This is a genomic window from Diaphorobacter limosus (genome assembly GCF_033100095.1).
GTDB classification, from domain to species: Bacteria; Pseudomonadota; Gammaproteobacteria; order Burkholderiales; family Burkholderiaceae_C; genus Alicycliphilus; species Alicycliphilus limosus.
Map to the genome: position 1 here is coordinate 242,522 of NZ_CP136921.1, position 21,700 is coordinate 264,221.

Below are 21,700 nucleotides of genomic sequence, written 5' to 3' on the forward strand. Positions count from 1 at the left end.
AGGCTGCTGTCGATTATTTCTGTGGATTGTCACGGCGAAACAACTCCCACTCCTCTACGACAGTTCCATCAGGGAGATGGCACATCCCTTTTTCTCCTGCGGCATCTTTGATAATTTCAAGTTTTCCACCTTTCTTCACGCAATGTTCGGAAGCTGGGTTGGCGATCGCCACAGTGGGGCCGGCTTCCGTGGAACTGCAACCGCCAAGCAATGCGAGTACGACCATGCTGAACAATAATTCGTGGTTTGAAGAAATCTTCATGATGCTTCTCTTTTTTAGCAGCTGAAAGGCCAAGCTCAGCGGCGCGTTTCAGCGCGTCCGCTGGAGCGCATTGTTAGGCGTTGTATATGGTCTGCAAACGTATTTAGGGAGGCTTTCAGCGGTGATGAGAGCCGCCTTTCAATGAAAAAGTGCACGGCATATGCGAATATGAGAGCCGCAACTATAGTGCCCCAAAATAGTATGTGTGCATTGATGGTTGGATACGCAACGTTGAAAACCATAAAGCCGATATTCTGATGGAGTAGGTAGAGAGGATAAGTGAGTGATCCAACCAGTAGCCAATGTGTACGGCCAAATATTCCTGTGCGTCTTAAAGAAACAAGCATCATTACAGCAAAAAAGATAGTTATTATTCCAGCAACAGCATAGGTATTCATGGATGTGCCGTAATGTTTCTCAAACCCCTGCAGTCCATTTGTGGCCTGAAACATCGCGAGCCACCATGAAATGGTGATGATTATAATTCTTATTAGAGACGGGCCTTTTGACCAGATTAAGAAATATGTTGCGCCAGCGATGAAATAGGCCGAGTAATCGGTTATAAAAAAGTAGCGTAGTTTGTAAACTGGATGGATTTCAAGGGCAACTGATAGAGTCAACCAAATAAATATGAATACTTGAGCCTGATGTATTCTTCTAATCACCAATACGATTGCAACCAATGCATAAAAGCGAATTTCTACAAATAATGACCAATATGCGCCATCAATCGATGGTACGCCAATAAAGCCGCTCAGCATAGTCATGTTGGCTAAGTATTGGTCAATAGATGCCGAGTAGCGAGGCTCTCCAATGGCGAGAGTTACCAAAAAAAGTTACGGTACAGCATGCCCAAAAGGCAGGGTAAAGTCGGACAATTCTTGAGATGGCAAAGCTGCGTAAACTTCCTACAAGGGCTTCCCCACCTTTGCAAGCAATACCTCTCCCTGGGTTGATCGCACAGCGATCAACCCAGGCATGGTTTTCGTCAATTTCAGATCAGCTCCCAGCCTTGTGCATGCAGCGCGTCGATGCTTCTTGGCAAACGGTGCGGACGGCGTGACTACAAACGGTCATTACGCTGCCTTCTGGTTGGCAGCAAACCCTGATGAAAGACGCGCGCCGGGGGCTCCATTCGTTAGGGAAATCCTGCAAAACCTCCCCATTTGTCTGGTAGCTGTCAGCCACCGCTGGCATCCTCAGCATCTATGAAGCAAATTAGCCTCGCCTTGAACCTGAGCACGCGCCAGACCCGCAAGCAAGTCTTCCTCGAACAGATGGAGCAGGTCGTGCCCTGGCAAGAGCTGGTGCAACTGATCGCCCCGTACTACCCCCAGGGCAGGAACGGGCGCCCGCCCTTTGAGCTGCAGACCATGCTGCGCCTGCACTTCTTGCAGCAGTGGTTCAAGCTGTCGGACCTGGGGATGGAGGAAGCCTTGTTTGACACGCCCCTGTACCGGGACTTTGCCCAGCTCGATGCCCACGGGCGGCTGCCTGACGAGAGCACCATCTTGCGCTTTCGCCACCGACTGGAGCGCCACAAGCTGGCCGAGCAGATGCTGGCCACCGTCAACGACCTGCTGTGCGCCAAAGGCCTGCAGCTCAAGGAAGGCACCATCGTGGATGCCACCTTGATTGCCGCGCCGAGCTCAACCAAGAACAAAGACAACGCGCGAGACCCCGAGATGCATTCGAGCAAGAAGGGCAACCAGTGGTACTTCGGCATGAAGGCCCATATCGGCGTGGATGCCGACAGCGGCCTGGTGCACACCGTGCGCTGCACCTCGGGCAACGTCGGCGACGTGGTCGAAGGCAACAGCCTGCTGCACGGACAGGAGGTGCAGGTCTTTGGCGACGCTGGCTACCAGGGAGCGGACAAACGCGCCGATGCGCCTAACGACGTGCCGTGGCACGTTGCCATGGGGCCGGCCAAACGCAAGGCATTGGACAAAGAACACAGTGCTGTAGATGCTCTGGTCGATCAGCTCGAGCGCGTGAAGGCGCAAATCCGCGCCAAGGTGGAACACCCGTTTCGCGTCATCAAGCGCCAGTTTGGCTACACCAAGGTGCGTTATCGAGGCCTGAAGAAAAACACCCTGCAGATCGTGACGTTGTTTGCGCTCTCGAACCTGTGGATGGCGCGCCATCAGTTGATGCAGCAGCAAGGAGCACGGGGATGAGTGCGCCCGAAAACAGGGCGCGGGCCGCCAAAAGCGGCAAAAAGCCCTGTTTCAAGGGCAAAAGGCAGGGGAAACTGCCGAAATCAACTCAAGTTTGCACCATCTGAAAAATAGCCCAGGCGTAGCACGCCTGGGAATGAGTTGTTCAGGGCATCCCTAACGAATGAAAGGGACTTCCCCGTCCCAAGCGCAGCGCGTATTTGCGCAGAACGGCATCAAAGTGCCACGATGGGAAGTGCAATCTCTCATCAACACGCTTGTTTCATTGGAAGGGGAAGTCCATGACCATCGTAACCGTAGGAATCGACCTGGCAAAGAACGTCTTTGCCGTACACGGCGTGGATGCGGCAGGCAAGCCAGCCCTCGTGCGCCCGAGCGTAGCGCGCAGCAACCTGCTGGAACTCATCGCCACCTTGCCCCCGTGCCTGATCGGCATGGAGGCATGCTCCGGCGCCCACCACTGGGCCCGGGAATTCGAGAAGCTCGGCCACACCGTGCGCCTGATGGCCCCCAAGTTCGTCGCCCCCTACCGCCTCTCGGGCAAACGCGGCAAGAACGACGCGGCCGATGCCGCAGCGATCTGCGAAGCCGTCACCCGCCCCCAGATGCGTTTCGTGCCCCACAAGAGCATCGAGCAGCAAGGCCAGCTCATGGTGCACCGCACCCGCCAGGGATTCGTGGAACAACGCACCGCCACGCTCAACCGCATTCGGGGTCTGCTCTCGGAGTTGGGGCTGGTGCTGCCCCTCAAAGCCGCCACCGTGCGCCGTGAAGCGCTGGCACGCCTCGAAGAGCTGCCCGGCTGGGCCAACACCGTCATCGGCGATCTCTTGAGTGAAGTCACCCGGCTTGATGAACGCATCGCCGAGTACGACCGCCACATCGCCCTCATGGCCCGCCACAGCACCCAGGCGCAGCAGTTGATGCAACTCGGCGGTATTGGCCAGACCACCGCCATGGCACTCATCAGCACCGTGGGCAATGGCCACGACTTCGCCTGCGGGCGCAGCTTCAGCGCCTGGCTGGGCCTGGTGCCCGGGCAATACAGCTCGGGCGGCAAGCAGAGATTGGGACGCATCACCAAAGCCGGAGACGCCTACCTGCGCAGCCTGCTGGTGATGGGAGCCAGAGCGGTGCTTGCCGCTGCCATGAACACCCGCACGCCAAGCAGCAAGACCCCATCAGCCGCTGGGCCCGCAGCCTGGCCGAGCGCCGGGGCTACTGGCGCGCCGTGGTGGCCATTGCCGCCAAGAACGCCCGCATGTGCTGGGCCGTGCTGCAGCGCGGGGAGGCCTTCAAGATGCCCGCGTGAGCTGGGCCGGCTACGCAACAGACACCAGAACAAGCTGACAGATCAGAAATCCGCCGCGTGAAGGCAGTCGTTGATGTGCAAAAGGCAAGGACCTGCGCCGGGGAATGCTCGGTTAACTCAAGGGGACTCATGGGAGCCATCCCAAAGCCCGACTAAGGATGCCCTGAACAACTCATTCCCAGGCGTGCTACGCCTGGGCTATTTTTCAGATGGTGCAAACTTGAGTTGATTTCGGCAGTTTCCCCTGCCTTTTGCCCTTGAAACAGGGCTTTTTGCCGCTTTTGGCGGCCCGCGCCCTGTTTTCGGGCGCACTCATCCCCGTGCTCCTTGCTGCTGCATCAACTGATGGCGCGCCATCCACAGGTTCGAGAGCGCAAACAACGTCACGATCTGCAGGGTGTTTTTCTTCAGGCCTCGATAACGCACCTTGGTGTAGCCAAACTGGCGCTTGATGACGCGAAACGGGTGTTCCACCTTGGCGCGGATTTGCGCCTTCACGCGCTCGAGCTGATCGACCAGAGCATCTACAGCACTGTGTTCTTTGTCCAATGCCTTGCGTTTGGCCGGCCCCATGGCAACGTGCCACGGCACGTCGTTAGGCGCATCGGCGCGTTTGTCCGCTCCCTGGTAGCCAGCGTCGCCAAAGACCTGCACCTCCTGTCCGTGCAGCAGGCTGTTGCCTTCGACCACGTCGCCGACGTTGCCCGAGGTGCAGCGCACGGTGTGCACCAGGCCGCTGTCGGCATCCACGCCGATATGGGCCTTCATGCCGAAGTACCACTGGTTGCCCTTCTTGCTCGAATGCATCTCGGGGTCTCGCGCGTTGTCTTTGTTCTTGGTTGAGCTCGGCGCGGCAATCAAGGTGGCATCCACGATGGTGCCTTCCTTGAGCTGCAGGCCTTTGGCGCACAGCAGGTCGTTGACGGTGGCCAGCATCTGCTCGGCCAGCTTGTGGCGCTCCAGTCGGTGGCGAAAGCGCAAGATGGTGCTCTCGTCAGGCAGCCGCCCGTGGGCATCGAGCTGGGCAAAGTCCCGGTACAGGGGCGTGTCAAACAAGGCTTCCTCCATCCCCAGGTCCGACAGCTTGAACCACTGCTGCAAGAAGTGCAGGCGCAGCATGGTCTGCAGCTCAAAGGGCGGGCGCCCGTTCCTGCCCTGGGGGTAGTACGGGGCGATCAGTTGCACCAGCTCTTGCCAGGGCACGACCTGCTCCATCTGTTCGAGGAAGACTTGCTTGCGGGTCTGGCGCGTGCTCAGGTTCAAGGCGAGGCTAATTTGCTTCATAGATGCTGAGGATGCCAGCGGTGGCTGACAGCTACCAGACAAATGGGGAGGTTTTGCAGGATTTCCTTAGCGGCAGTCATCAGTATGACAAATCCGCTAATCATGAAAAAAAGCTCGACTCCAAGGTAGCCATACTTGGACAGTGAGGCCAGTAGCGGGTACGGCATGATTGACATGGCATCGGCAGCATATCCGCGGAAAGAGTAGTGAAAAAATACGACTGCGAGTGCCGCAAAAAATCGGAGCAGATCGATTTCGTTAACTCTTGTATTTTTCATGCTTGATGAGCGCCTAACTGGAATTAGACGACGTTGGAATGATTCGCCGTCGTTGGATAGAACGAATGACAGGTTATCCGAGCCCCTGAAAAGTGCCAAGAGGCTTCCATTTTGGGAAAACCTAAATTTTTGCGGATAAACAACCTGCCCTGCATTCCCGCAGTGCGCCGTACCAGCTCAAACTGCTGGAGCGTCTGCGCACGCGGTACGGCAGCATGCGTGCCGAGCTGGCGCAGGTGGAGGGATTGCCGTGCCGCGGGACTTTCTGCGGCTTTTCGCCCAGTTGTCCGGTGGAACGCAAACCCGGATGAGGCTATTGCGCCGCAGCGCGGATGCCGCGCACCACGTCGCCGACGACGATCACCGAGGGGCTGTCCAGCCCTTCGTGCTCTATGGTCTGCTGCAAGCGCCCCAGGGTGGTGACGGCATGGCGCTGCTGCGGCAGGCTGGCGTGCTGGATCACGGCCGCCGGCGTGTGCGCGGGCAGGGCGGTCAGCAGTTCGGCCTGGATGTAGGCGCAGCTCTTCACGCCCATGTAGATCACCAGCGTCAGCCTGGCGTCGCGTGCCGTGGCCGCCAGCTGGCGCCAGTTGGTGGGGTGCCCGCCGGGCTGGTGGTGGCCGGTGATGAAGACCACGCCATGGGCATGCTGGCGGTGCGTCAGTGGCGCGCCCAGCAGCGTCATGCCGGCCAGGCCGGCGGTGATGCCGTTGACCACCTGCACGGGGATGCCGGCGGCGGCCAGGTGCTCGACCTCTTCGCCGCCGCGGCCAAAGATGAAGGGGTCGCCGCCCTTGAGGCGCACCACCGCCTCGCCCTGGCGCGTGGCCGCCAGCATCAGCGCCTCGATCTGCGCCTGGGGCGTGCTCTTGCAGCCGCCGCGCTTGCCCACGCGCACGATGCGCGCGCCCGCTGGGGCCAGGGCGACGATGGCCTCGCTGACCAGGTCGTCCACGAACAGCACCGTGGCCGCCTGGATGGCCTTCACGGCCTTCAGGGTCAGCAGATCCGGGTCGCCGGGGCCGGCGCCCACCAGGGTGCAGCTGCCGCTCATGGCTGTGCCCGTGCGCTGATTTGCTGGGCGAGCCGCACGATATGCCGCACCTGCTGCGCCAGCGCCTCGGGCACGGGCGCCTGGCCGGCGAGCACGCGGCGCGTGTAGGCGGCGGTACTGGCGGCGTCGATCTCGGCGGACAGGCCCGGCACCTCCGCGGCCGTGCCGGGTTGCTGCTCCTGCAGCAGCTGGTGCGCGCCGGCGATATAGGCGTCATAACGCGGCCGGCGGCGCGGGTCGGCGGCCACCTCGCCCTCCAGCCCGCGCGACAGCAGCGCATGCATGCCGCGCGCGGCAAAGGTGGCGCCCAGCAGCTCGAAATACTCGCCATGGGTGTAGCTGGCGACCAGCAGCGCGGGCCCGGCGCAGGGGGTGATCAGCTTCACCAGGCTGTGCGCCGGCGTGCGCAGGCCTATCGCCTCGCGCACCGCCAGCAGCCGTGCCAGGCCCGGCAGCAGCGTGCCGGTGGCGATATGGGCCACCGTGCCAGATGCTATTTGATTGGGAGCTGTCAGCGCTTGTATATCAAGCGCTTCAAGCACTTCTGATGCCAAAACGCGGCGCGACTCGGTGCGCATGCCGTGCAGCAGCACGCTGCAGCCTTCGCGCGCCAGCAGCAGGGCCAGCAGCGGCGTCAGCACCGGCAGCTTGCGCGCGCCGTTGTAGCTGGGCAGCACGACGAGGGGCTGGCCGCCCGCACAGGCGGGAAAGCGCGCGATGCGCTCCTGCACGGCATCGAGAAAGCCGCACATCTCCTCCACCGTCTCGCCCTTGATGCGCATGGCCACGCAAAAGGCGCCGACCTCCAGGTCGCTCACCTGGCCGTCGAGCACCTGCCCGAGCAGGTCGGCGGCCTGGGCGCGATCCAATGCCTTGGCGCCGCGTGCGCCGCGGCCGATTTCCTTGATGTAGTGGCCTATGCCCATGGTGATGCGTTGCAAGTGTTTTGCATATTTTCCGGCATATCTGATAGCCAAAAGTCATATGCATACCTGTTCGCGGGCGCCCGGTCTGGGCCCGGCTCTATGCGTCCACTGATGGCACCAGTTCCGTGGCGAAATCTCCGGGCATCACGATCTCCAGCATTTCGATGTCCTCGCTGTGCCCGAGCTCGCGGTGGCGGATGGAGGGCGGCTGGTAGACGCAGGATCCGGCCTCCAGCCGCACGCGGCCCTGGCCCTCGTACTCGAACTCTATCCAGCCCTTGAGGATGTAGACCAGCTGAAACCGGGTCGCGTGGCGGTGCGGCTGGCTGGAGAACTCCTGCCCGGCCGCGGCGCGTATGACATGGGCCACGACCTCGCCCCCCGTGGCCTGCCGGATGCCGAGGTCGCGGTACTCGAAGAAGGAGCGCAGCCCGCGTTCAAACCGGGCATCCCGGGCGTGCGAGGCGACAAATCCGGTTGCGGACATGGTGTTCTCCTTGGGCTGCTGGCAGATAAACATTGTGCGCTGGACGACGTGGGCGGGGTTATGCTTTTTGCGCGCCGGCAGGTGCAGATAAGGTGAGGCATGGCATGGCAATGTCGCTGGTTGAACTGATTCAAGGCTATGGCTACTGGGCGGTGGCGGCGGGTCCCTTCCTGGAGGGCGAGACCATGCTGCTGGTGGCCGGGGCCGCGGCAAGCCGGGGCCATTTGTCGCTGCCCGCGGTGGTGGCGGTTGCGGCCCTGGCCAGCTTGGGCGGCGACCAGCTGTCGTTTTACCTGGGGCGGCGCTACGGCAAGCGGTTGCTGGCGCGGTATCCGTCCCTGGTGGCACGCACGGCGCATGCCCGTGCGCTGCTGGATCGGCACAACCTGGGGCTGATCCTGTCCATCCGTTTCCTGTATGGCCTGCGCATCGCCGGGCCCGTGGCGATTGGAATGAGCGAAGTGCTCTGGCTGCTCTGGTGGCTGTGGGCCCATGTCAGGCATGCCGTGCGGCGCTGAGGGCCCGCGGGTGGCCGATCAGCCTCCGGCCCACTGGCCTCCCAGCACCTTGTAGAGCGTGACGCGGTTGACCTGCTCGGCCAGCTGCAGCGCGATCTCGGCTTGCTGGGCCGCGTACAGCGAGCGCTGCGCGTCCAGCACCGAGAGGTAGTTGTCCGCGCCCAGGCGAAAGCGCGCGTCCGACAACTCCAGCGTGCGCCGCGTGGCCTGCACCAGCGACGCCTGGGCGGCCAGGCGCTCGCTCAGCGTGGCGCGTTCGGCCAGGGCGTCGGCCACCTCGCGAAAGGCCGTCTGTATGGTCTTCTCGTACTGGGCCAGGGACTGATCGCGCGTGACCTCGGCCACGCGCAGATTCGCCTGGTTGCGCCCGGCGTCGAAGATGGGCAGGCGCAGCTGCGGGGCAAAAGTCCAGGTGCCGTTGCCACCGTCGAACAGGCCGGACAGCGCATTGCTGGCCGTCCCCACCGAAGCGGTCAGCGTGATGGCAGGGAAGAACGCCGCGCGCGCCGCGCCGATGTTGGCGTAGCTGCCGCGCAGCGCGTGCTCTGCTGCGCGCAGGTCCGGGCGCTGCAGCAGGGCGCTGGAGGGCAGGTCTGCGGGCACGGCCAGCAGCGCCGTGGCGGTCGTTGCGGTGGTGGCCGGCGCCTGGGTGGCGCCCATGCTGGCGGGCAGCAGGGCATCGGGCACCTGTGCGCCCGCCAGCAGCGCCAGCGCATTGCGGTCGCGCGCCACCTGCGAGGCAAAGGCGGCCGCATCCACGCGCGCGGTGTCGGCGCTGGACTGGGCCTGGGCCAGCGCCAGGGCGGAGGTGGCGCCCAGCTCATGGCTGCGGCGCGTGAGGGCCAGCGCCTGCTCGCGCGTGGCCAGCGTGTCGCGCGCCAGCCGCAGGCGGCGCGCGTCGGCGTCCAGCAGCAGCCAGGCGCCCATGACCTCGGCCACCAGGCTCAGCTGCACGCTGCGGCGGTTTTCGGCCACGCGCAGAAATTCCTGCAGCGCCGCGTCGTTCAGGTTTTGCACGCGGCCGAAGAAGTCGATCTCATAGCTGCTGAAGCCCAGCGTGGCGCTGTACTGGCCGCTGGTGTTGGGGCGTCCGGGCGTAGTCAGGTCGTCGGCCGTGCGGGCGCGGCTGCCGGCGCCGCTGGCGTTGACGGTCGGCAGGCGGTCGGCGCGTGCCACGCCGTACTGGGCGCGTGCCTTGTCGATGGCCAGCAGGGCCAGGCGCAGGTCGCGGTTGTGCTCCAGGGCCAGGCCGACGAGCTGGCGCAGGCGCGGCTCCTGCACAAAGTCTTGCCACTGCATGGGGCCGGCCTCGGCCAGCGGCACGGCCTGCGTTGGGCTGCTGTCCGGGGCCAGCGGCGGGGCCACGGTCTCGGGCACGGGCAGCGGCGGTGCCTGGTACTGCGGCGCCAGGTTGCAGCCGGCCAGCAGGGCGCAGGCCAGCGCGGTGGCCAGGGGCGTGAAAGAACTCTTGTGCGTCATGCGGCGCTCTCCGGGTGGGCGGGGGTGGTTTGGGCCGCGTCGTCCTGGCGCGCATGGCTCTTGAACCAGCTGCGGATCAGCAGAAAGAACACCGGCACCATGAAGATGCCCAGCACGGTGGAGGCCACCGTGCCGCCCAGCACCGCCGTGCCGATGGCGTTGCGCCCGCCGGCGCCGGCGCCCGTGCCCAGGGCCAGCGGCAGCACGCCGAAGCCAAACGCCAGCGAGGTCATGAGGATGGGGCGCAGGCGCAGGCGCACGGCTTGCAGGGTGGCCTCGAACAGCTGTTTGCCCTGCTCCTGCAGCTGCACGGCAAATTCGACGATCAGGATGGCGTTCTTGGAGGCCAGGCCCACGGTGGTGATCAGCCCCACCTGGAAGTACACGTCGTTCGCCAGCCCGCGTGACCAGGTGGCCAAGAGCGCGCCCAGCACGCCCAAGGGCACGGCCAGCATCACCGACACCGGCACGGTCCAGCTCTCGTACAGCGCGGCCAGGCACAGGAACACGAACAGGATGGAGACGGCATACAAGAGCGGCGCCTGCGTGCCCGACTGGCGCTCCTGCAGCGAGGCGCCGGTCCACTCGTAGGCGATGCCCGGCGGCATGTCTTTCAGGATGTCCTCGACCACCTTCATGGCCACGCCCGAACTCACGCCCGGCGCGGCGTTGCCCACCATCTCATAGGCCGGCGCGCCGTTGTAGCGCAGCAGCTGCGGCGAGCCATAGGCCCAGTAGGCGCGCGAGAAGGCGCCGAACGGCACCATCTCGCCGTTCTTGTTGCGCACCGCCCATTTGCCCACGTCCTGCGGCAGCATGCGGTGCGGCGCGTCGCCCTGGATGTAGACGCGCTTGACGCGGCCCTGGTGCAGGAAGTCGTTGACGTAGGTGCCGCCTATGCTGCTGGAGAGCACGCCGTTGATGGCCTCATAACTCAGGCCCAGCGCGGCGGCCTTGCGGTCGTCGATATCCAGGCGCAACTCGGTGGCGTCGTCCAGGTTGGTGCTGCGCAGGCCGGTCAGCTCGGGGCGCTTGTGCGCCTCTTGCAGGAAGCGGTCTTTCGCCGCCAGCAGCGCCTGGTGCCCCAGGCCGTTGACGTCCTTGAGCATGAAGTTGAAGCCCGAGGTGGAGCCCAGGCTGCGCACCGCCGGCGGCGGCGAGATGAAGATGCGGGCGTCGCGGATGCGGCCCAGATCCTGCGTGGCCTGGTGGGCGATGGCGCCGGCTGTCTGGCTCTTGAGCGGGCGATCGGCCCAGGGTTTGAGGCGGATGAAGGCGCGCGCCGAGCTCTGGTCGCCGCTCAGGCCCGAGACCTGGTTGAAGCTGATGACCTCGGGCACAGCCTTGAAATACGCGTTCACCTCGTCGAGCACGCCCTGCAGGCGCGCGTCGGTGGCGCCCGCGGGCAGGTTGATGCTGGCCAGGATGTAGCCCTGGTCTTCCTCGGGCAGGAAGGAGGTCGGCACGCGGGTGATGATCCACCACACGGCCAGGCAGATGGCGGCAAAGATCAGCAGCATGCGTTTGGCGCGGTGCAGCATCCAGGCCACACGGCCCTGGTAGCGGGCGGCCCCGGCGTCGAACTGGCGGTTGAACCAGAGAAAGAAGCGATCGCTCAGGCCCAGCAGACCGGTGCGGATGCGGGGCGCGCCGCCCCCGTGCGTGGGCGCCTTGAGGATGCTGGCGCACAGCGCCGGCGTGAGCGTGAGCGCCACGAACACCGACAGCGCCATGGCCGCCACGATGGTGATGGAGAACTGGCGGTAGATCACGCCCGTGGAGCCGCCAAAGAAGGCCATGGGCACGAACACGGCGGCCAGCGTGACGCCAATGCCCACCAGGGCCGGCGTGATCTCGCGCATCGACTGGCGTGTGGCCTCCTTCGGCGGCAGGCCGGTGTCGTGCATCACGCGCTCTACGTTCTCCACCACCACGATGGCGTCGTCCACCAACAGGCCAATGGCCAGTACCAGGGCGAACATGGTCAGGGTGTTGATGGAATAGCCCGCGGCCGCCAGCACGCCAAAGGTGCCCAGTAGCACCACCGGCACGGCGATCGCCGGGATCAGCGTGGCGCGCAGGTTCTGCAGAAAGACGAACATCACCAGCACCACCAGCACCATGGCCTCGGCCAGGGTGATGACCACCTCCTTGATGGAGGCGCGCACGAAGGGCGTGGAGTCGGAGCTGACGAAGTAGTCGATCTCGTTGGGGAAGAAGGGCTTGAGCTCGGCCAGCTTGGCCGCCACGGCGTCGGACACGGCCATGGCGTTGGCGCCGTCGGCCAGCACGATGCCCATGCCGGCGCCGGGCCGGCCGTTGAGCTTGGCCTTGATCGACAGGGTATCCGGGCCCAGCTCCACGCGTGCTACATCTTTGATAGTTACCACCGCACCATCCGTGGCGGTTTTGAGTACTATGGCTTCAAATTCAGGCACGGTCTGCAGCTTGGTGCGCGCGGTGATGGTGGCGTTGAGCTGCTGATCCGGCACGGCCGGCAGGGCGCCCAGCTGGCCGGCCGAGACCTGCGCGTTCTGCGCGTTCAGCGCGGCGATCAGGTCCGAGGGCATGAGCTGGTACTTCTCCATGCGCGCCGGATCCATCCAGATACGCATGGCGTAGAAGGTGCCGAACACGCGGATGTCGCCCACGCCGTCCAGGCGGCCGATCACGTCCACCAGGTTGGAGTTCAGGTAGTCGCCCACATCCACGGCCGTGACCTTGGGGTCGCCCGAGAAGAAGCTGTAGGTCACCAGGTAGTCCTGGCCGCCCTTGTTGACGAACACGCCGCGGCTCTTGACGGCCTCGGGCAGGCGGTTCATGGCCGACTGCAGCTTGTTCTGCACCTGCACCTGGGCCACGTCGATGTTGGTGCCTGGCGCAAAGGTGAGGGTGGTGGCCGATCGGCCCGACGCGTCCGACGTCGAGCTCATGTAGATCATGTTGTCTATGCCCTTGAGCTGCTGCTCGATGATTTGCGTCACCGAGTTTTCCACCGTCTCGGCCGATGCCCCCGTGTACTGCGCCGAGATGGTGACGCGCGGCGGCGCTATGTCGGGGTATTGCTCCAGCGGCAGCGTGAAGATCGCCAGGCCGCCGGCGAGCATGACGATGATGGACAGCACCCACGCGAAGATGGGGCGGTTGATGAAGAACTGGGCCATGTGCGCCTGCCGCTTATCGAGGGGCGCCGGCCTGCGGCGTGGCGATGTTCACGCCCTGGCCATTTCTGGGGCGCAAGCCGTCCTCGGGGGCCTGGGGCGGGCCGGCCTCGCCCTTGCTGGTCTTCAGGACCACCGGTTGGGGGCTGACCTTGTCGCCGGGCTTGACGCGTTGAAAGCCGTCCATCACCAGGCGCTCGCCGGCGACCAGGCCGCTGTCCAGCAGCCAGCGGCTGCCCAGGGCGCGCGCCAGCTCCACGGGGCGCTTTTCGACCACGTCGTCGGCGTTCACCACCAGCACATTGGCGCGGCCCGTCAGGTCGCGGTTCACGGCCTGCTGCGGTATCAACAGGGCGTCGCTCGCCAGGCCCGTGGGCAGCAGTGCCTGCACATACATGCCTGGCATCAGCACGCCCTCGGGGTTGGGCACCACGGCGCGCAGCGTCACCGTGCCCGTGCTGTCGTTGACGATCATGCCGGCGAATTGCAGCCGGCCCTCGTGCGCGTAGTCGCTGCCGTCGTCCAGGCGTATGCGCACGCGCGCCTGGTTGCCGTCCAGCTTCTGGTAGCGGCCCGCGTCCCAGTCGCGGCGCAGCTGCACGATCTCGTTGCTGGACTGGGTGAAGTCCACGTACATCGGATCCATCTGCACTATGGTTGTCAGGGCGTTGGTCTGGTTGGCCGTGACCAGGGCGCCGGGCGTGACGCTGGACAGGCTGATGCGCCCGGCGATCGGCGCCTCGATGCGGCTGTAGCGCAGGTTGATGCGTGCCGTCTCCAGGTTGGCGCGGGCCACGCCCATGTCGGCGCGCGCCTGCGCGGCCGCGGCCTGGCTCTCGTCATGGGCCTGGTGGCTGATGGCGTCTATCTTCAACAGCTCGGCGTTGCGCCGTGCCGTGGCCTCCAGCGTGCGTGCGCTGGCCTCGGCCCTGGCCAGGGCGGCCTCGGCGCTGGCCTCGGCGGCGCGCAGCGCGCGGTCGTCGATCTGGTACAGCGCCTGGCCCTTGCGCACCAGGGCGCCTTCGGTGAACAGGCGCTGCTGCACGATGCCCGAGACCTGTGGCCGCACCTCGGCCGTGAGCGAGGCGCGGGTGCGCCCGGGCAGGGTGGCGTCAAGCTGCTGCTGCTGCGTCTGCAGCGTGATCACGCCGACCTGGGCCGGCCCCTGCTGGGCCACCGGGCTTGCCGCCTTGTCACCACAGGCCGCCAGGGCCAGGGCCAGGCTCAGTGATCCCAGCAGCCGTCCGCCGTGGCGGCGCAGCGGGTGCGGAAATACGAGGGCGGTGGGGCGGTGGTCGCGGGTCGCGGTAGTCATGGGGGCGCAGCGCAATAGTCCTGGCGAAGCCATCATTGTCTTCGTGGTGTGGCAAGCCTCGGTTGAATGTCACCGAAGGTAAACGTCGCACTGTCGCATATCGCCGCCGGGCCTGTTGCGCTGGCTGCCCTACTTCATTTTTCTTTACTCGCCCCTGCCGCGCGCAATTGTCAAACTTGGTTGCTTGGCCGGGCCTTGCCGCATGTCCGGTTTCGGGTAGCGCATACCATGCACGGTTGGGTCGCTGTCGCTGATCCCATTGACCTTGCATAGGAGCAACCTGTCATGAACACCCCCGCATCCACCCCCCTGTTGGCCCAAGAGTTGATGCAGCACCTGCAGGGCGCGCCCCTGCAGCAGATGGCCCAGCAACTGGGTTCGGACCAGGCACAGACGCAAAGCGCGGTGGAAATGGCCTTGCCGCTGTTGCTCGGCGCCCTGGGCCGCAACGCCCAGGACGAGCAGGGCGCGCAGTCGCTGTTCGGCGCCTTGCAGCGCGACCACATGGATGCGGCGTCGCAGCAGGCACTGGGCCTGGGCGGCATGGATCTGGGCGGCCTGCTTGGCTCCGTGCTCGGTGCCGACGCACCGTCCGGTGCTGCGATGGGCGGTGGTGCCGGCGCTGCCATCCTGGGGCATATTTTTGGCGGTGGACGCGAGCGTGCCGAATCCGGGCTGGGCCAGGCCAGCGGCCTGGGGGCAAACGCCGGCCAGCTGATGCAAATGCTGGCGCCCATCGTCATGTCCTTTCTGGCCCAGCGCGTGAGCTCGGGCGGCATGGACGCCGGCGGCCTGGGGCAGATGCTCGGTCAGGAGCGTGCCAGCGCCCAGCGCCAGGGCGCGCCCGGTGGCGACCTGCTGAGCAGCCTGCTCGATCAGGACGGCGATGGCCAGCTGGGATTGGGTGATTTGCTCAAACTTGGTGGTAGTCTGTTGGGCGGGCGGCGCTGATACACGCTGACAGGTACCGGGTTGCATTCAGGCCCCGGTTCGGCGGAAACTCAGGCCCTCGTTTCACTTGACAGCCTGGGAGGCCGCTTTGACAACTGTTGCAGAAATCATCAAGTCCAAACCCGACGGCAAGGTGCATTCGGTCAAGCCGACGGACACCGTGCTCTCCGCCTTGAAGCTCATGGCCGACATGCACATCGGTGCGCTGCTGGTGATGGAGGGCGACAAGATCGCCGGCATCTTCACCGAGCGCGACTATGCCCGCAAGGTGGTGCTGCTGGGGCGGGCCTCCATCGACACCCCGATCAGCGAGGTCATGACGCGCGCCGTGCGCTTCGTGCACCCGACCAACAGCGCCGAGGAATGCATGGCGCTGATGACCGAAAACCGCCTGCGCCACCTGCCGGTGATGGACGGCGAGCAGGTGGTCGGCCTGGTGTCCATCGGCGACCTGGTCAAGAGCGTGATCTCCGAGCAGCAGTTCATCATCACGCAGATGGAGCAATACATCACCCGCGTCTGGTGATGCCGCATAAGCCCCCGCAGCCCAAGTGCTGCGGGGCGCCACTACACTCCCGGGCATGAGTCAGCTGATCCTGGGCATCGAATCTTCCTGTGACGAAACCGGCGTGGCCCTGGTGCGTGCCGAGGGCGGCGGCGTGCCGCGGCTGCTGGCCCATGCCCTGCACAGCCAGATCGACATGCACCAGGCCTATGGCGGCGTGGTGCCGGAGCTTGCCAGCCGCGACCATATCCGCCGCGTGCTGCCGCTGACGCAAACCGTGTTGCACGAAGCCGGTGAACATCTGGACGCCGTGGATGTGGTGGCCTACACGCGCGGCCCCGGCCTGGCGGGCGCGCTGCTGGTCGGCGCCGGCGTGGCCTGTGCGCTGGGCGCGGCGCTGGACATTCCGGTGCTGGGGGTGCACCACCTGGAAGGCCATCTGCTGTCGCCGTTTTTGAGCAGCGACCCGCCCGAGTTTCCCTTCATCGCCCTGCTGGTCTCCGGCGGCCACACCCAGCTGATGCGCGTGGACGGCGTCGGCCGCTACGAAATTCTGGGCGAAACCATAGACGACGCGGCCGGCGAGGCCTTCGACAAATCCGCCAAGCTCATGGGCCTGGGCTACCCCGGTGGTCCCGCCCTGTCGCGCCTGGCCGAGCAGGGCGACGCCAAGGCCTTCAAGCTGCCGCGCCCGCTGCTGCACAGCGGCGACCTGGACTTTTCCTTTGCCGGCCTGAAGACGGCGGTGCTGACCCAGGCCAAAAAGCTGGGCGACGAGCTGGTGACGCGCAAGGCCGACCTGGCGGCCAGCACCCAGGCCGCCATCGTCGAGGTGCTGGTCAAGAAGACCCTGGCGGCCCTGGACCAGAGCGGCATGCGCCGCGTGGTGGTGGCCGGCGGCGTGGGCGCCAACCGGCTGCTGCGCGCGCAGCTGGACGCCGCCTGCGCGGCACGCGGCGTGCGCGTGCATTACCCCGAGCTGGAACTGTGCACCGACAACGGCGCCATGATCGCGATGGCCGCCGCCATGCGCCTGCAGGCTGGCCGTCAGCAGGCCAACCGTGACTACGCCTTTGACGTCAAGCCGCGCTGGCCGCTGGATGCCATAGCTACCTGAAGGTTGCGCTGCGTCTTTACAAAAGTTCATGCGCCGCTGGCGGGCGCTACAAATGGCGCGGTAACAATGCCGGCATGTTTGTTACGCCGCAATCTCCCCTCCCGGCAGCCCGGCCGCGAGCGTTGGCTCTGGCGCCGCTGCTGGCCTTGGCGCTGGCCGGCTGCGCCGCTACGGGTCCATCCGAGCCGCTGGGCAGCCCTGTGGTCGTACCCACAGCCTGGGCGAATCGGCCAGCCACGCAGGCTGTGCCCGGGCCAGACAACCTGGCCCAGTGGTGGCAGCAGCTGGGCGACGCCCAGCTCACTGGCCTGATCGACGAGGCGCTGCAGGCCCACACCAGCATGCGCAGCGCGCGCGCTGCCGTGGAGCAGGCGCGCGCCCAGCGCGACATGCAGGCCGCGGGCCTGCTGCCGTCGGTGGATGGGTCCGCTTCGGCCCAGCGTAGCCGCAGCAGCGGCAATACAGCCAACAGCTTCCAGGCGGGGCTGGACGCGAGCTGGGAGCCCGACCTGTTTGGCCGCATTGGCAGTGGCGTACGCGCTGGCGACGCCGACCTGCTGGCCGCCGAGGCCGGCCTGGCCGCGGCCCGGGTGGCGCTGGCGGCCGAGGTGGCGGTGAACTACATCGACCTGCGCGGCCAGCAGCAGCGCCTGGCGATTGCCGAGCGCAACCTGGCCGCGCAGCGCGAGACGGCGCAGATCACCCAATGGCGCGTGCAGGCGGGCCTGGCGAATTCGCTGGCCGAGCAGCAGGCGCGCACCATCGTCGAGCAGACGGCCGCCCAGCTGCCCGCGCTGCGCTCGGCCATGGCCCAGTCGCGCCATGCGCTGGCCGTGCTCACCGGTCGCCCGCCCGCGGCGCTGGACCAGGCCCTGGCGGCCACCGCCGCCGTGCCGCTGCCGCCGGCCGACCTGGCGCTGGCCTTTCCCGCCGATACCCTGCGCCAGCGCCCCGATGTGCGCCAGGCCGAACACCGCGTGCGCGCCGCCTGGGAGCGCGTGGCCCAGGCCGAGGCCCAGCGCCTGCCCAGCCTGCGCATTGGTGGCACGCTGGGCCTGCGCGCGCTGACCCTGGGGGCGCTCACGGGCGGCGGCGCCACGGCGGCATCGCTGCTGGCCAGCGTGTCGTTGCCGGTGTTTGATGGTGGCGCGCTGCGCGCCCAGGTGCGCGCGCAGCAGGCCGCGCTGGAGCAAAGCCGCGCGGGCTATGAAGAGGCGGTGCTGGGCGCGCTCAAGGATGTGGAGGACGCGCTGGTGGCGCTGCAGGGCGAGCGCGAGCGGCTGACGCGCCTGAACGCCGCGGCCGATGCCGCGGGCAACGCGGCCCTGCTGGCGCAGCAGCAGTACGCCAGCGGTCTGGTGGACTTTCAGACCGTGCTGGACACACAGCGCCAGCTGCTCTCGGCCCAGGACGGCGTGGCCAGCACCACCGCCAGCATAGGCACGGGCCATGTGCGCCTGTACAAGGCACTGGGCGGCGGCTGGCAAAGCAATTGACAGGGACAGGAATGAACAAGCAAACACAAGCAACGCGACAGGCCGCCTCGTCCACCGATCTGCAGACCCTGCTGGGCGACGGCCTGGCCCGGCGCTGGTGGCAGAGCATTACGCTGTGGCTGGGCCTGCTGGCCGTGGCCGCCGTGGCCGGTGGCTGGTGGTACTGGCAGTCCAGCCAACAGGCCCAGGCCGCGCCGCGCTATGTGACGCAGGAGGTGCAGCGCGGCCAGGTCAAACTGACCGTGGCGGCCAACGGCACGCTGCAGCCCACGCGCTCGGTGACCATTGGCAGCGAGCTGTCGGGCACGGTGCGCCGCGTGCTGGTGGATGTGAACGACCAGGTGAAGAAGGGCCAGGTGCTGGTGGAGCTGGATACCACCAAGCTTGACTCCCAGGTGCTGCGCTCGCGTGCCTCGGTGGCCTCGGCCCAGGCCAGGCTGGCGCAGGCTACGGCCACCACCAAGGAGGCGCGCGCCAGCCTGGCGCGGCTGGAAGAGGTGGCGCGCCTGTCTGGCGGCAAGGTGCCCTCGGCCGCCGAGCTGGACGCCGGCCGCGCCGCCTACGAGCGCGCCCAGGCCGACGAGGCCGCCGCCCGCGCCAGCGTGCAGGACGCCAGGGCGGCGCTGGCCACCGATGAGACCAACGTCACCAAGGCCTCGATCCGCTCGCCCATCGACGGCGTGGTGCTGTCGCGCGTGGTCGAGCCGGGCAATGCCGTGGCCGCCTCGCTGCAGGCCGTGACCCTGCTCACGCTGGCCGAAGACCTGGGCCGGCTGCGCCTGGAGGTGAACGTGGACGAGGCCGACGTGGGCTCGGTGCAGCCGGGCCAGCAGGCCAGCTTCACCGTCAGCGCCTACCCCTCGCGCCCCTACCCGGCGCGCACCACGCGCGTGGCCTTTGGCTCCACCAAGACCGATAACGTAGTCACCTACATCACCTACCTGGAGGTGGACAACGCCGACCTGAGCCTGCGACCGGGCATGACGGCGGCGGCCACCATCACCTCCACCGAGCGCAATGACGTGCTCACCGTGCCCAACACGGCGCTGCGCTTCACGCCCATGGGCGCGGCCGGCGACGGCGCCGCCCAGGGCTCCAAGCCGGCCGCCGGCGGCGACAAGGCGGGCGGCGGCAGCGGCATCATGGGCCAGCTGATGCCGCGCATGCCGCGCCCCACGGGCCAGCGCCGCAGCGCCGCCGACGGCAATGGCAAGGCGGGCGCCGGGCAGCGCCAGATCTGGGTGCTGGAGGCAGGCAGCCCGAAGGCCGTGCGCGTGCAGACCGGCATCAGCGACGGCCGTGTGACCGAGGTACACAGCGACGCGCTGCAGCCTGGCATGCAGGTCATCACCGACCAGCTGGCGGCGGGGGCCAAGCCATGAGCGCCCAGGCGCAGCCGTCGCAAGACAGCCAGCCGCTGATCCGCCTGCGCGGCATCACCAAGGTCTATGGCGAGGGCGCGCTGGCCTTTCAGGCGCTCAAGGGCGTGGATCTGGACATAGCGGCCGGCGAGTTCCTGGCCATCATGGGCCCCAGCGGCTCGGGCAAGTCCACGGCCATGAACGTCATCGGCTGCCTGGACCGGCCCAGCGCCGGTGACTACCTGTTTCGCGGCGTGCCGGTGCAGGCCCTGTCGCGCGACGACCGGGCCAGGCTGCGCCGGCGCTTCATGGGCTTTGTGTTCCAGGGCTTCAACCTGCTGGCGCGCACCTCGGCGCAGGAGAACGTGGAGCTGCCGCTGCTCTACCGCGGCGAGAGCGCGGCCGCGCGCCACGCGGCCGCGGCCCGGGCGCTTCAGGCTGTGGGCCTCACGGGCTGGGAGCACCATACGCCGGCCGAGCTCTCGGGCGGCCAGCAGCAGCGGGTGGCGATTGCACGCGCCATGGTCAGCCAGCCGGCGGTGCTGCTGGCCGACGAGCCCACGGGCAACCTCGACACCCAGCGCAGCCGCGAGATCATGGAGCTGCTCTGGCGCCTGAACGTCGATCAGGGCATCACAGTGCTGATGGTCACGCACGAGATGGAGATGGCGCAGTACGCGCGGCGCATCGTGCGCTTTGTCGATGGCCGCATCGACAGCGACCGGGCCAACCCCGAGCCCTACGCGCTGGCGCGCGCGGCGGCGGCGCAGCCGGCGGAGGTGGCGCCATGATGCTGCTCAACTCGCTGCTGCTGGCGCTGCGCTCGATAAGGCGCAACCTGATGCGCTCGTTTCTCACCGTGCTGGGCATCGTCATCGGCGTCAGCGCGGTGATCACCATGGTCACGCTGGGCAACGGCGCCACGCTGTCGGTGCAGGCGCAGATTGCCAGCCTGGGCACCAATTTGCTGCAGGTGCGCCCGGGCCAGCGCATGGGGCCGGGCGGCGCCAGCGGCGCGCCGGCCTTCAAGGACGTGGACGCCGACGCCATCGCCCAGCAGATCGGCGGCATTCTGGCCGTCGCGCCCGAGGCGCGCACCAGCGCCACCGCCGTCGCGGGCGGGCGCAACTGGACCACCAGCGTGCTGGGCAGCACCAATGACTGGCTGCAGACCGGCAGCTGGACGCTGGCGCGCGGCCGCGAGTTCACGCCCGACGAGCAGCGCGTGGGCGCGGCCGTGTGCCTGATCGGCCAGACCGTGCAGCGCGAGCTGTTCGGCGCCAGCACCGACCCGCTGGGCGAGCGCGTGCGCGTGCGCCAGTTCTCCTGCGAGGTGGTGGGCGTGCTGGCCTCCAAGGGGCAGGGGGCGTTTGGCAACGACCAGGACGATGTGGTGCTGCTGCCGCTCAAGACCCTGCAGCGGCGCGTGATCGGCAGCACGCGCGTGCCCACGCTGCTGGTGTCGATGAAGGACGGCAGCGACGCCGAGCGCGTCAAGGCCAGCCTGACCGAGCTGCTGCGCGAGCGGCGCAAGCTCTCGGACAGCGACGACGACAACTTCAACGTGCTCGACACCAAGCAGCTGGCCGACACCTTCTCGGGCACCACGCGCGTCATGACGACGCTCTTGGGCGCGGTGGCCGCGGTGAGCCTGCTGGTGGGCGGCATAGGCATCATGAACATCATGCTGGTGAGCGTCACCGAGCGCACGCGCGAGATCGGCCTGCGCCTGGCGATCGGCGCGCTCGAGCGCGAGGTGCTGATGCAGTTTTTGATAGAGGCCGTGGTGCTGGCGGCGCTGGGCGGGCTGATAGGCATCGTGCTGGCCACGGGCGCCTCGATGCTGCTGGCTGGGGCCATGGGCATTCCCTACATCTTCCATCCGGGGGTGAATGTGCTGGCGTTCGTGTTCTCGGCCGTGATCGGCGTGGTGTTCGGCTTCTTTCCCGCGCGGCGCGCGGCCCGGCTCGATCCCATCGAGGCGCTGCGGCATGAGTGAGGGTTGAAGGAAAAT

Annotated in this window: 19 protein-coding genes and 1 pseudogene; 10 read left to right on the forward strand and 10 right to left on the reverse strand. The window is 66.6% G+C overall.

Features of this window, described 5'->3' with window-relative positions:
• Positions 1-13: 13 nt before the first annotated feature.
• The gene (locus P4826_RS01200; RefSeq protein ID WP_317702196.1) at positions 14-262 is read right to left on the reverse strand and encodes a putative hemolysin; all 249 of its coding nucleotides are present in this window, start codon (positions 260-262) and stop codon (positions 14-16) included.
• Positions 263-297: 35 nt separating this feature from the next.
• Complete coding sequence (locus P4826_RS01205; RefSeq protein ID WP_317702197.1) at positions 298-1,029, reverse strand: acyltransferase family protein; 732 nt, start codon at positions 1,027-1,029, stop codon at positions 298-300.
• A gap of 441 nt (positions 1,030-1,470) precedes the next feature.
• On the opposite strand from P4826_RS01205, the gene P4826_RS01210 reads away from it, so the two are divergent.
• Both P4826_RS01210 and P4826_RS01215 read left to right on the forward strand, forming a co-directional pair.
• Positions 1,471-2,442 carry an IS5 family transposase gene (locus tag P4826_RS01210; protein ID WP_123676633.1) on the forward strand — a complete coding sequence of 324 codons (972 nt, stop codon included), beginning with the start codon at positions 1,471-1,473 and terminating at the stop codon, positions 2,440-2,442.
• Positions 2,443-2,723: 281 nt separating this feature from the next.
• Positions 2,724-3,754, forward strand: a pseudogene (locus P4826_RS01215) (IS110-like element ISPa29 family transposase).
• A 312-nt stretch (positions 3,755-4,066) separates the two neighbouring features.
• On the opposite strand, the gene P4826_RS01220 reads toward P4826_RS01215, so the two are convergent.
• The 5 genes from P4826_RS01220 to P4826_RS01240 all read right to left on the reverse strand — a co-directional run bounded on the left by P4826_RS01220 (position 4,067) and on the right by P4826_RS01240 (position 7,783).
• Positions 4,067-5,038, reverse strand: a complete 972-nt coding sequence (locus P4826_RS01220) for an IS5 family transposase (RefSeq protein ID WP_123676633.1) — start codon at positions 5,036-5,038, stop codon at positions 4,067-4,069.
• Positions 5,035-5,316 carry an acyltransferase family protein gene (locus P4826_RS01225; protein ID WP_317702198.1) on the reverse strand — a complete coding sequence of 94 codons (282 nt, stop codon included), beginning with the start codon at positions 5,314-5,316 and terminating at the stop codon, positions 5,035-5,037. Before P4826_RS01225 ends, P4826_RS01220 begins: the two co-directional genes overlap by 4 nt.
• 313 nt (positions 5,317-5,629) lie before the next feature.
• Complete coding sequence (cobA, locus tag P4826_RS01230; protein ID WP_317702199.1) at positions 5,630-6,370, reverse strand: uroporphyrinogen-III C-methyltransferase; 741 nt, start codon at positions 6,368-6,370, stop codon at positions 5,630-5,632.
• Complete coding sequence (gene ybiB / locus P4826_RS01235; protein ID WP_317703682.1) at positions 6,367-7,296, reverse strand: DNA-binding protein YbiB; 930 nt, start codon at positions 7,294-7,296, stop codon at positions 6,367-6,369. The genes cobA and ybiB overlap by 4 nt, the downstream gene beginning before the upstream one ends.
• 97 nt (positions 7,297-7,393) lie before the next feature.
• Positions 7,394-7,783 carry a cupin domain-containing protein gene (locus P4826_RS01240; protein ID WP_317702200.1) on the reverse strand — a complete coding sequence of 130 codons (390 nt, stop codon included), beginning with the start codon at positions 7,781-7,783 and terminating at the stop codon, positions 7,394-7,396.
• A 104-nt stretch (positions 7,784-7,887) separates the two neighbouring features.
• Between P4826_RS01240 and P4826_RS01245 the strand changes: the two genes are divergently transcribed.
• Positions 7,888-8,301 carry a DedA family protein gene (locus P4826_RS01245; protein ID WP_317702201.1) on the forward strand — a complete coding sequence of 138 codons (414 nt, stop codon included), beginning with the start codon at positions 7,888-7,890 and terminating at the stop codon, positions 8,299-8,301.
• A gap of 18 nt (positions 8,302-8,319) precedes the next feature.
• Here P4826_RS01245 and P4826_RS01250 read toward each other — a convergent pair whose 3' ends face one another.
• From P4826_RS01250 to P4826_RS01260, 3 genes are read right to left on the reverse strand one after another with little or no spacing between them, the layout of a single operon-like run.
• Positions 8,320-9,780, reverse strand: coding sequence for an efflux transporter outer membrane subunit (locus P4826_RS01250; protein WP_317702202.1), 1,461 nt, complete (start codon positions 9,778-9,780; stop codon positions 8,320-8,322).
• Positions 9,777-12,944: an efflux RND transporter permease subunit gene (locus P4826_RS01255; protein ID WP_317702203.1), complete on the reverse strand. Its 3,168-nt coding sequence runs from the start codon at positions 12,942-12,944 to the stop codon at positions 9,777-9,779. Before P4826_RS01255 ends, P4826_RS01250 begins: the two co-directional genes overlap by 4 nt.
• A 13-nt stretch (positions 12,945-12,957) precedes the next feature.
• On the reverse strand, positions 12,958-14,256 hold the full coding sequence (locus P4826_RS01260) for an efflux RND transporter periplasmic adaptor subunit (protein WP_317702204.1): 1,299 nt from the start codon (positions 14,254-14,256) through the stop codon (positions 12,958-12,960).
• Between the two features lie 285 nt (positions 14,257-14,541).
• Here P4826_RS01260 and P4826_RS01265 point away from each other — a divergent pair, with 285 nt between their 5' ends.
• From P4826_RS01265 to P4826_RS01295, 7 genes are all read left to right on the forward strand, one after another.
• The gene (locus P4826_RS01265) at positions 14,542-15,207 is read left to right on the forward strand and encodes a DUF937 domain-containing protein (protein ID WP_317702205.1); all 666 of its coding nucleotides are present in this window, start codon (positions 14,542-14,544) and stop codon (positions 15,205-15,207) included.
• Between the two features lie 88 nt (positions 15,208-15,295).
• Positions 15,296-15,733, forward strand: coding sequence for a CBS domain-containing protein (locus tag P4826_RS01270; protein ID WP_317702206.1), 438 nt, complete (start codon positions 15,296-15,298; stop codon positions 15,731-15,733).
• Positions 15,734-15,788: 55 nt separating this feature from the next.
• Entirely contained in the window at positions 15,789-16,829 is a 1,041-nt protein-coding gene (tsaD, locus tag P4826_RS01275) for a tRNA (adenosine(37)-N6)-threonylcarbamoyltransferase complex transferase subunit TsaD (RefSeq protein ID WP_317702207.1), read from the forward strand.
• A gap of 74 nt (positions 16,830-16,903) precedes the next feature.
• Positions 16,904-18,325 carry an efflux transporter outer membrane subunit gene (locus tag P4826_RS01280; protein ID WP_317702208.1) on the forward strand — a complete coding sequence of 474 codons (1,422 nt, stop codon included), beginning with the start codon at positions 16,904-16,906 and terminating at the stop codon, positions 18,323-18,325.
• 11 nt (positions 18,326-18,336) lie between these two features.
• Positions 18,337-19,707, forward strand: a complete 1,371-nt coding sequence (locus tag P4826_RS01285) for an efflux RND transporter periplasmic adaptor subunit (protein ID WP_317702209.1) — start codon at positions 18,337-18,339, stop codon at positions 19,705-19,707.
• Complete coding sequence (locus P4826_RS01290) at positions 19,704-20,477, forward strand: ABC transporter ATP-binding protein (RefSeq protein ID WP_317702210.1); 774 nt, start codon at positions 19,704-19,706, stop codon at positions 20,475-20,477. The genes P4826_RS01285 and P4826_RS01290 overlap by 4 nt, the downstream gene beginning before the upstream one ends.
• Positions 20,477-21,685: an ABC transporter permease gene (locus P4826_RS01295; protein WP_317703683.1), complete on the forward strand. Its 1,209-nt coding sequence runs from the start codon at positions 20,477-20,479 to the stop codon at positions 21,683-21,685. Before P4826_RS01290 ends, P4826_RS01295 begins: the two co-directional genes overlap by 1 nt.
• Positions 21,686-21,700 lie beyond the last annotated feature (15 nt).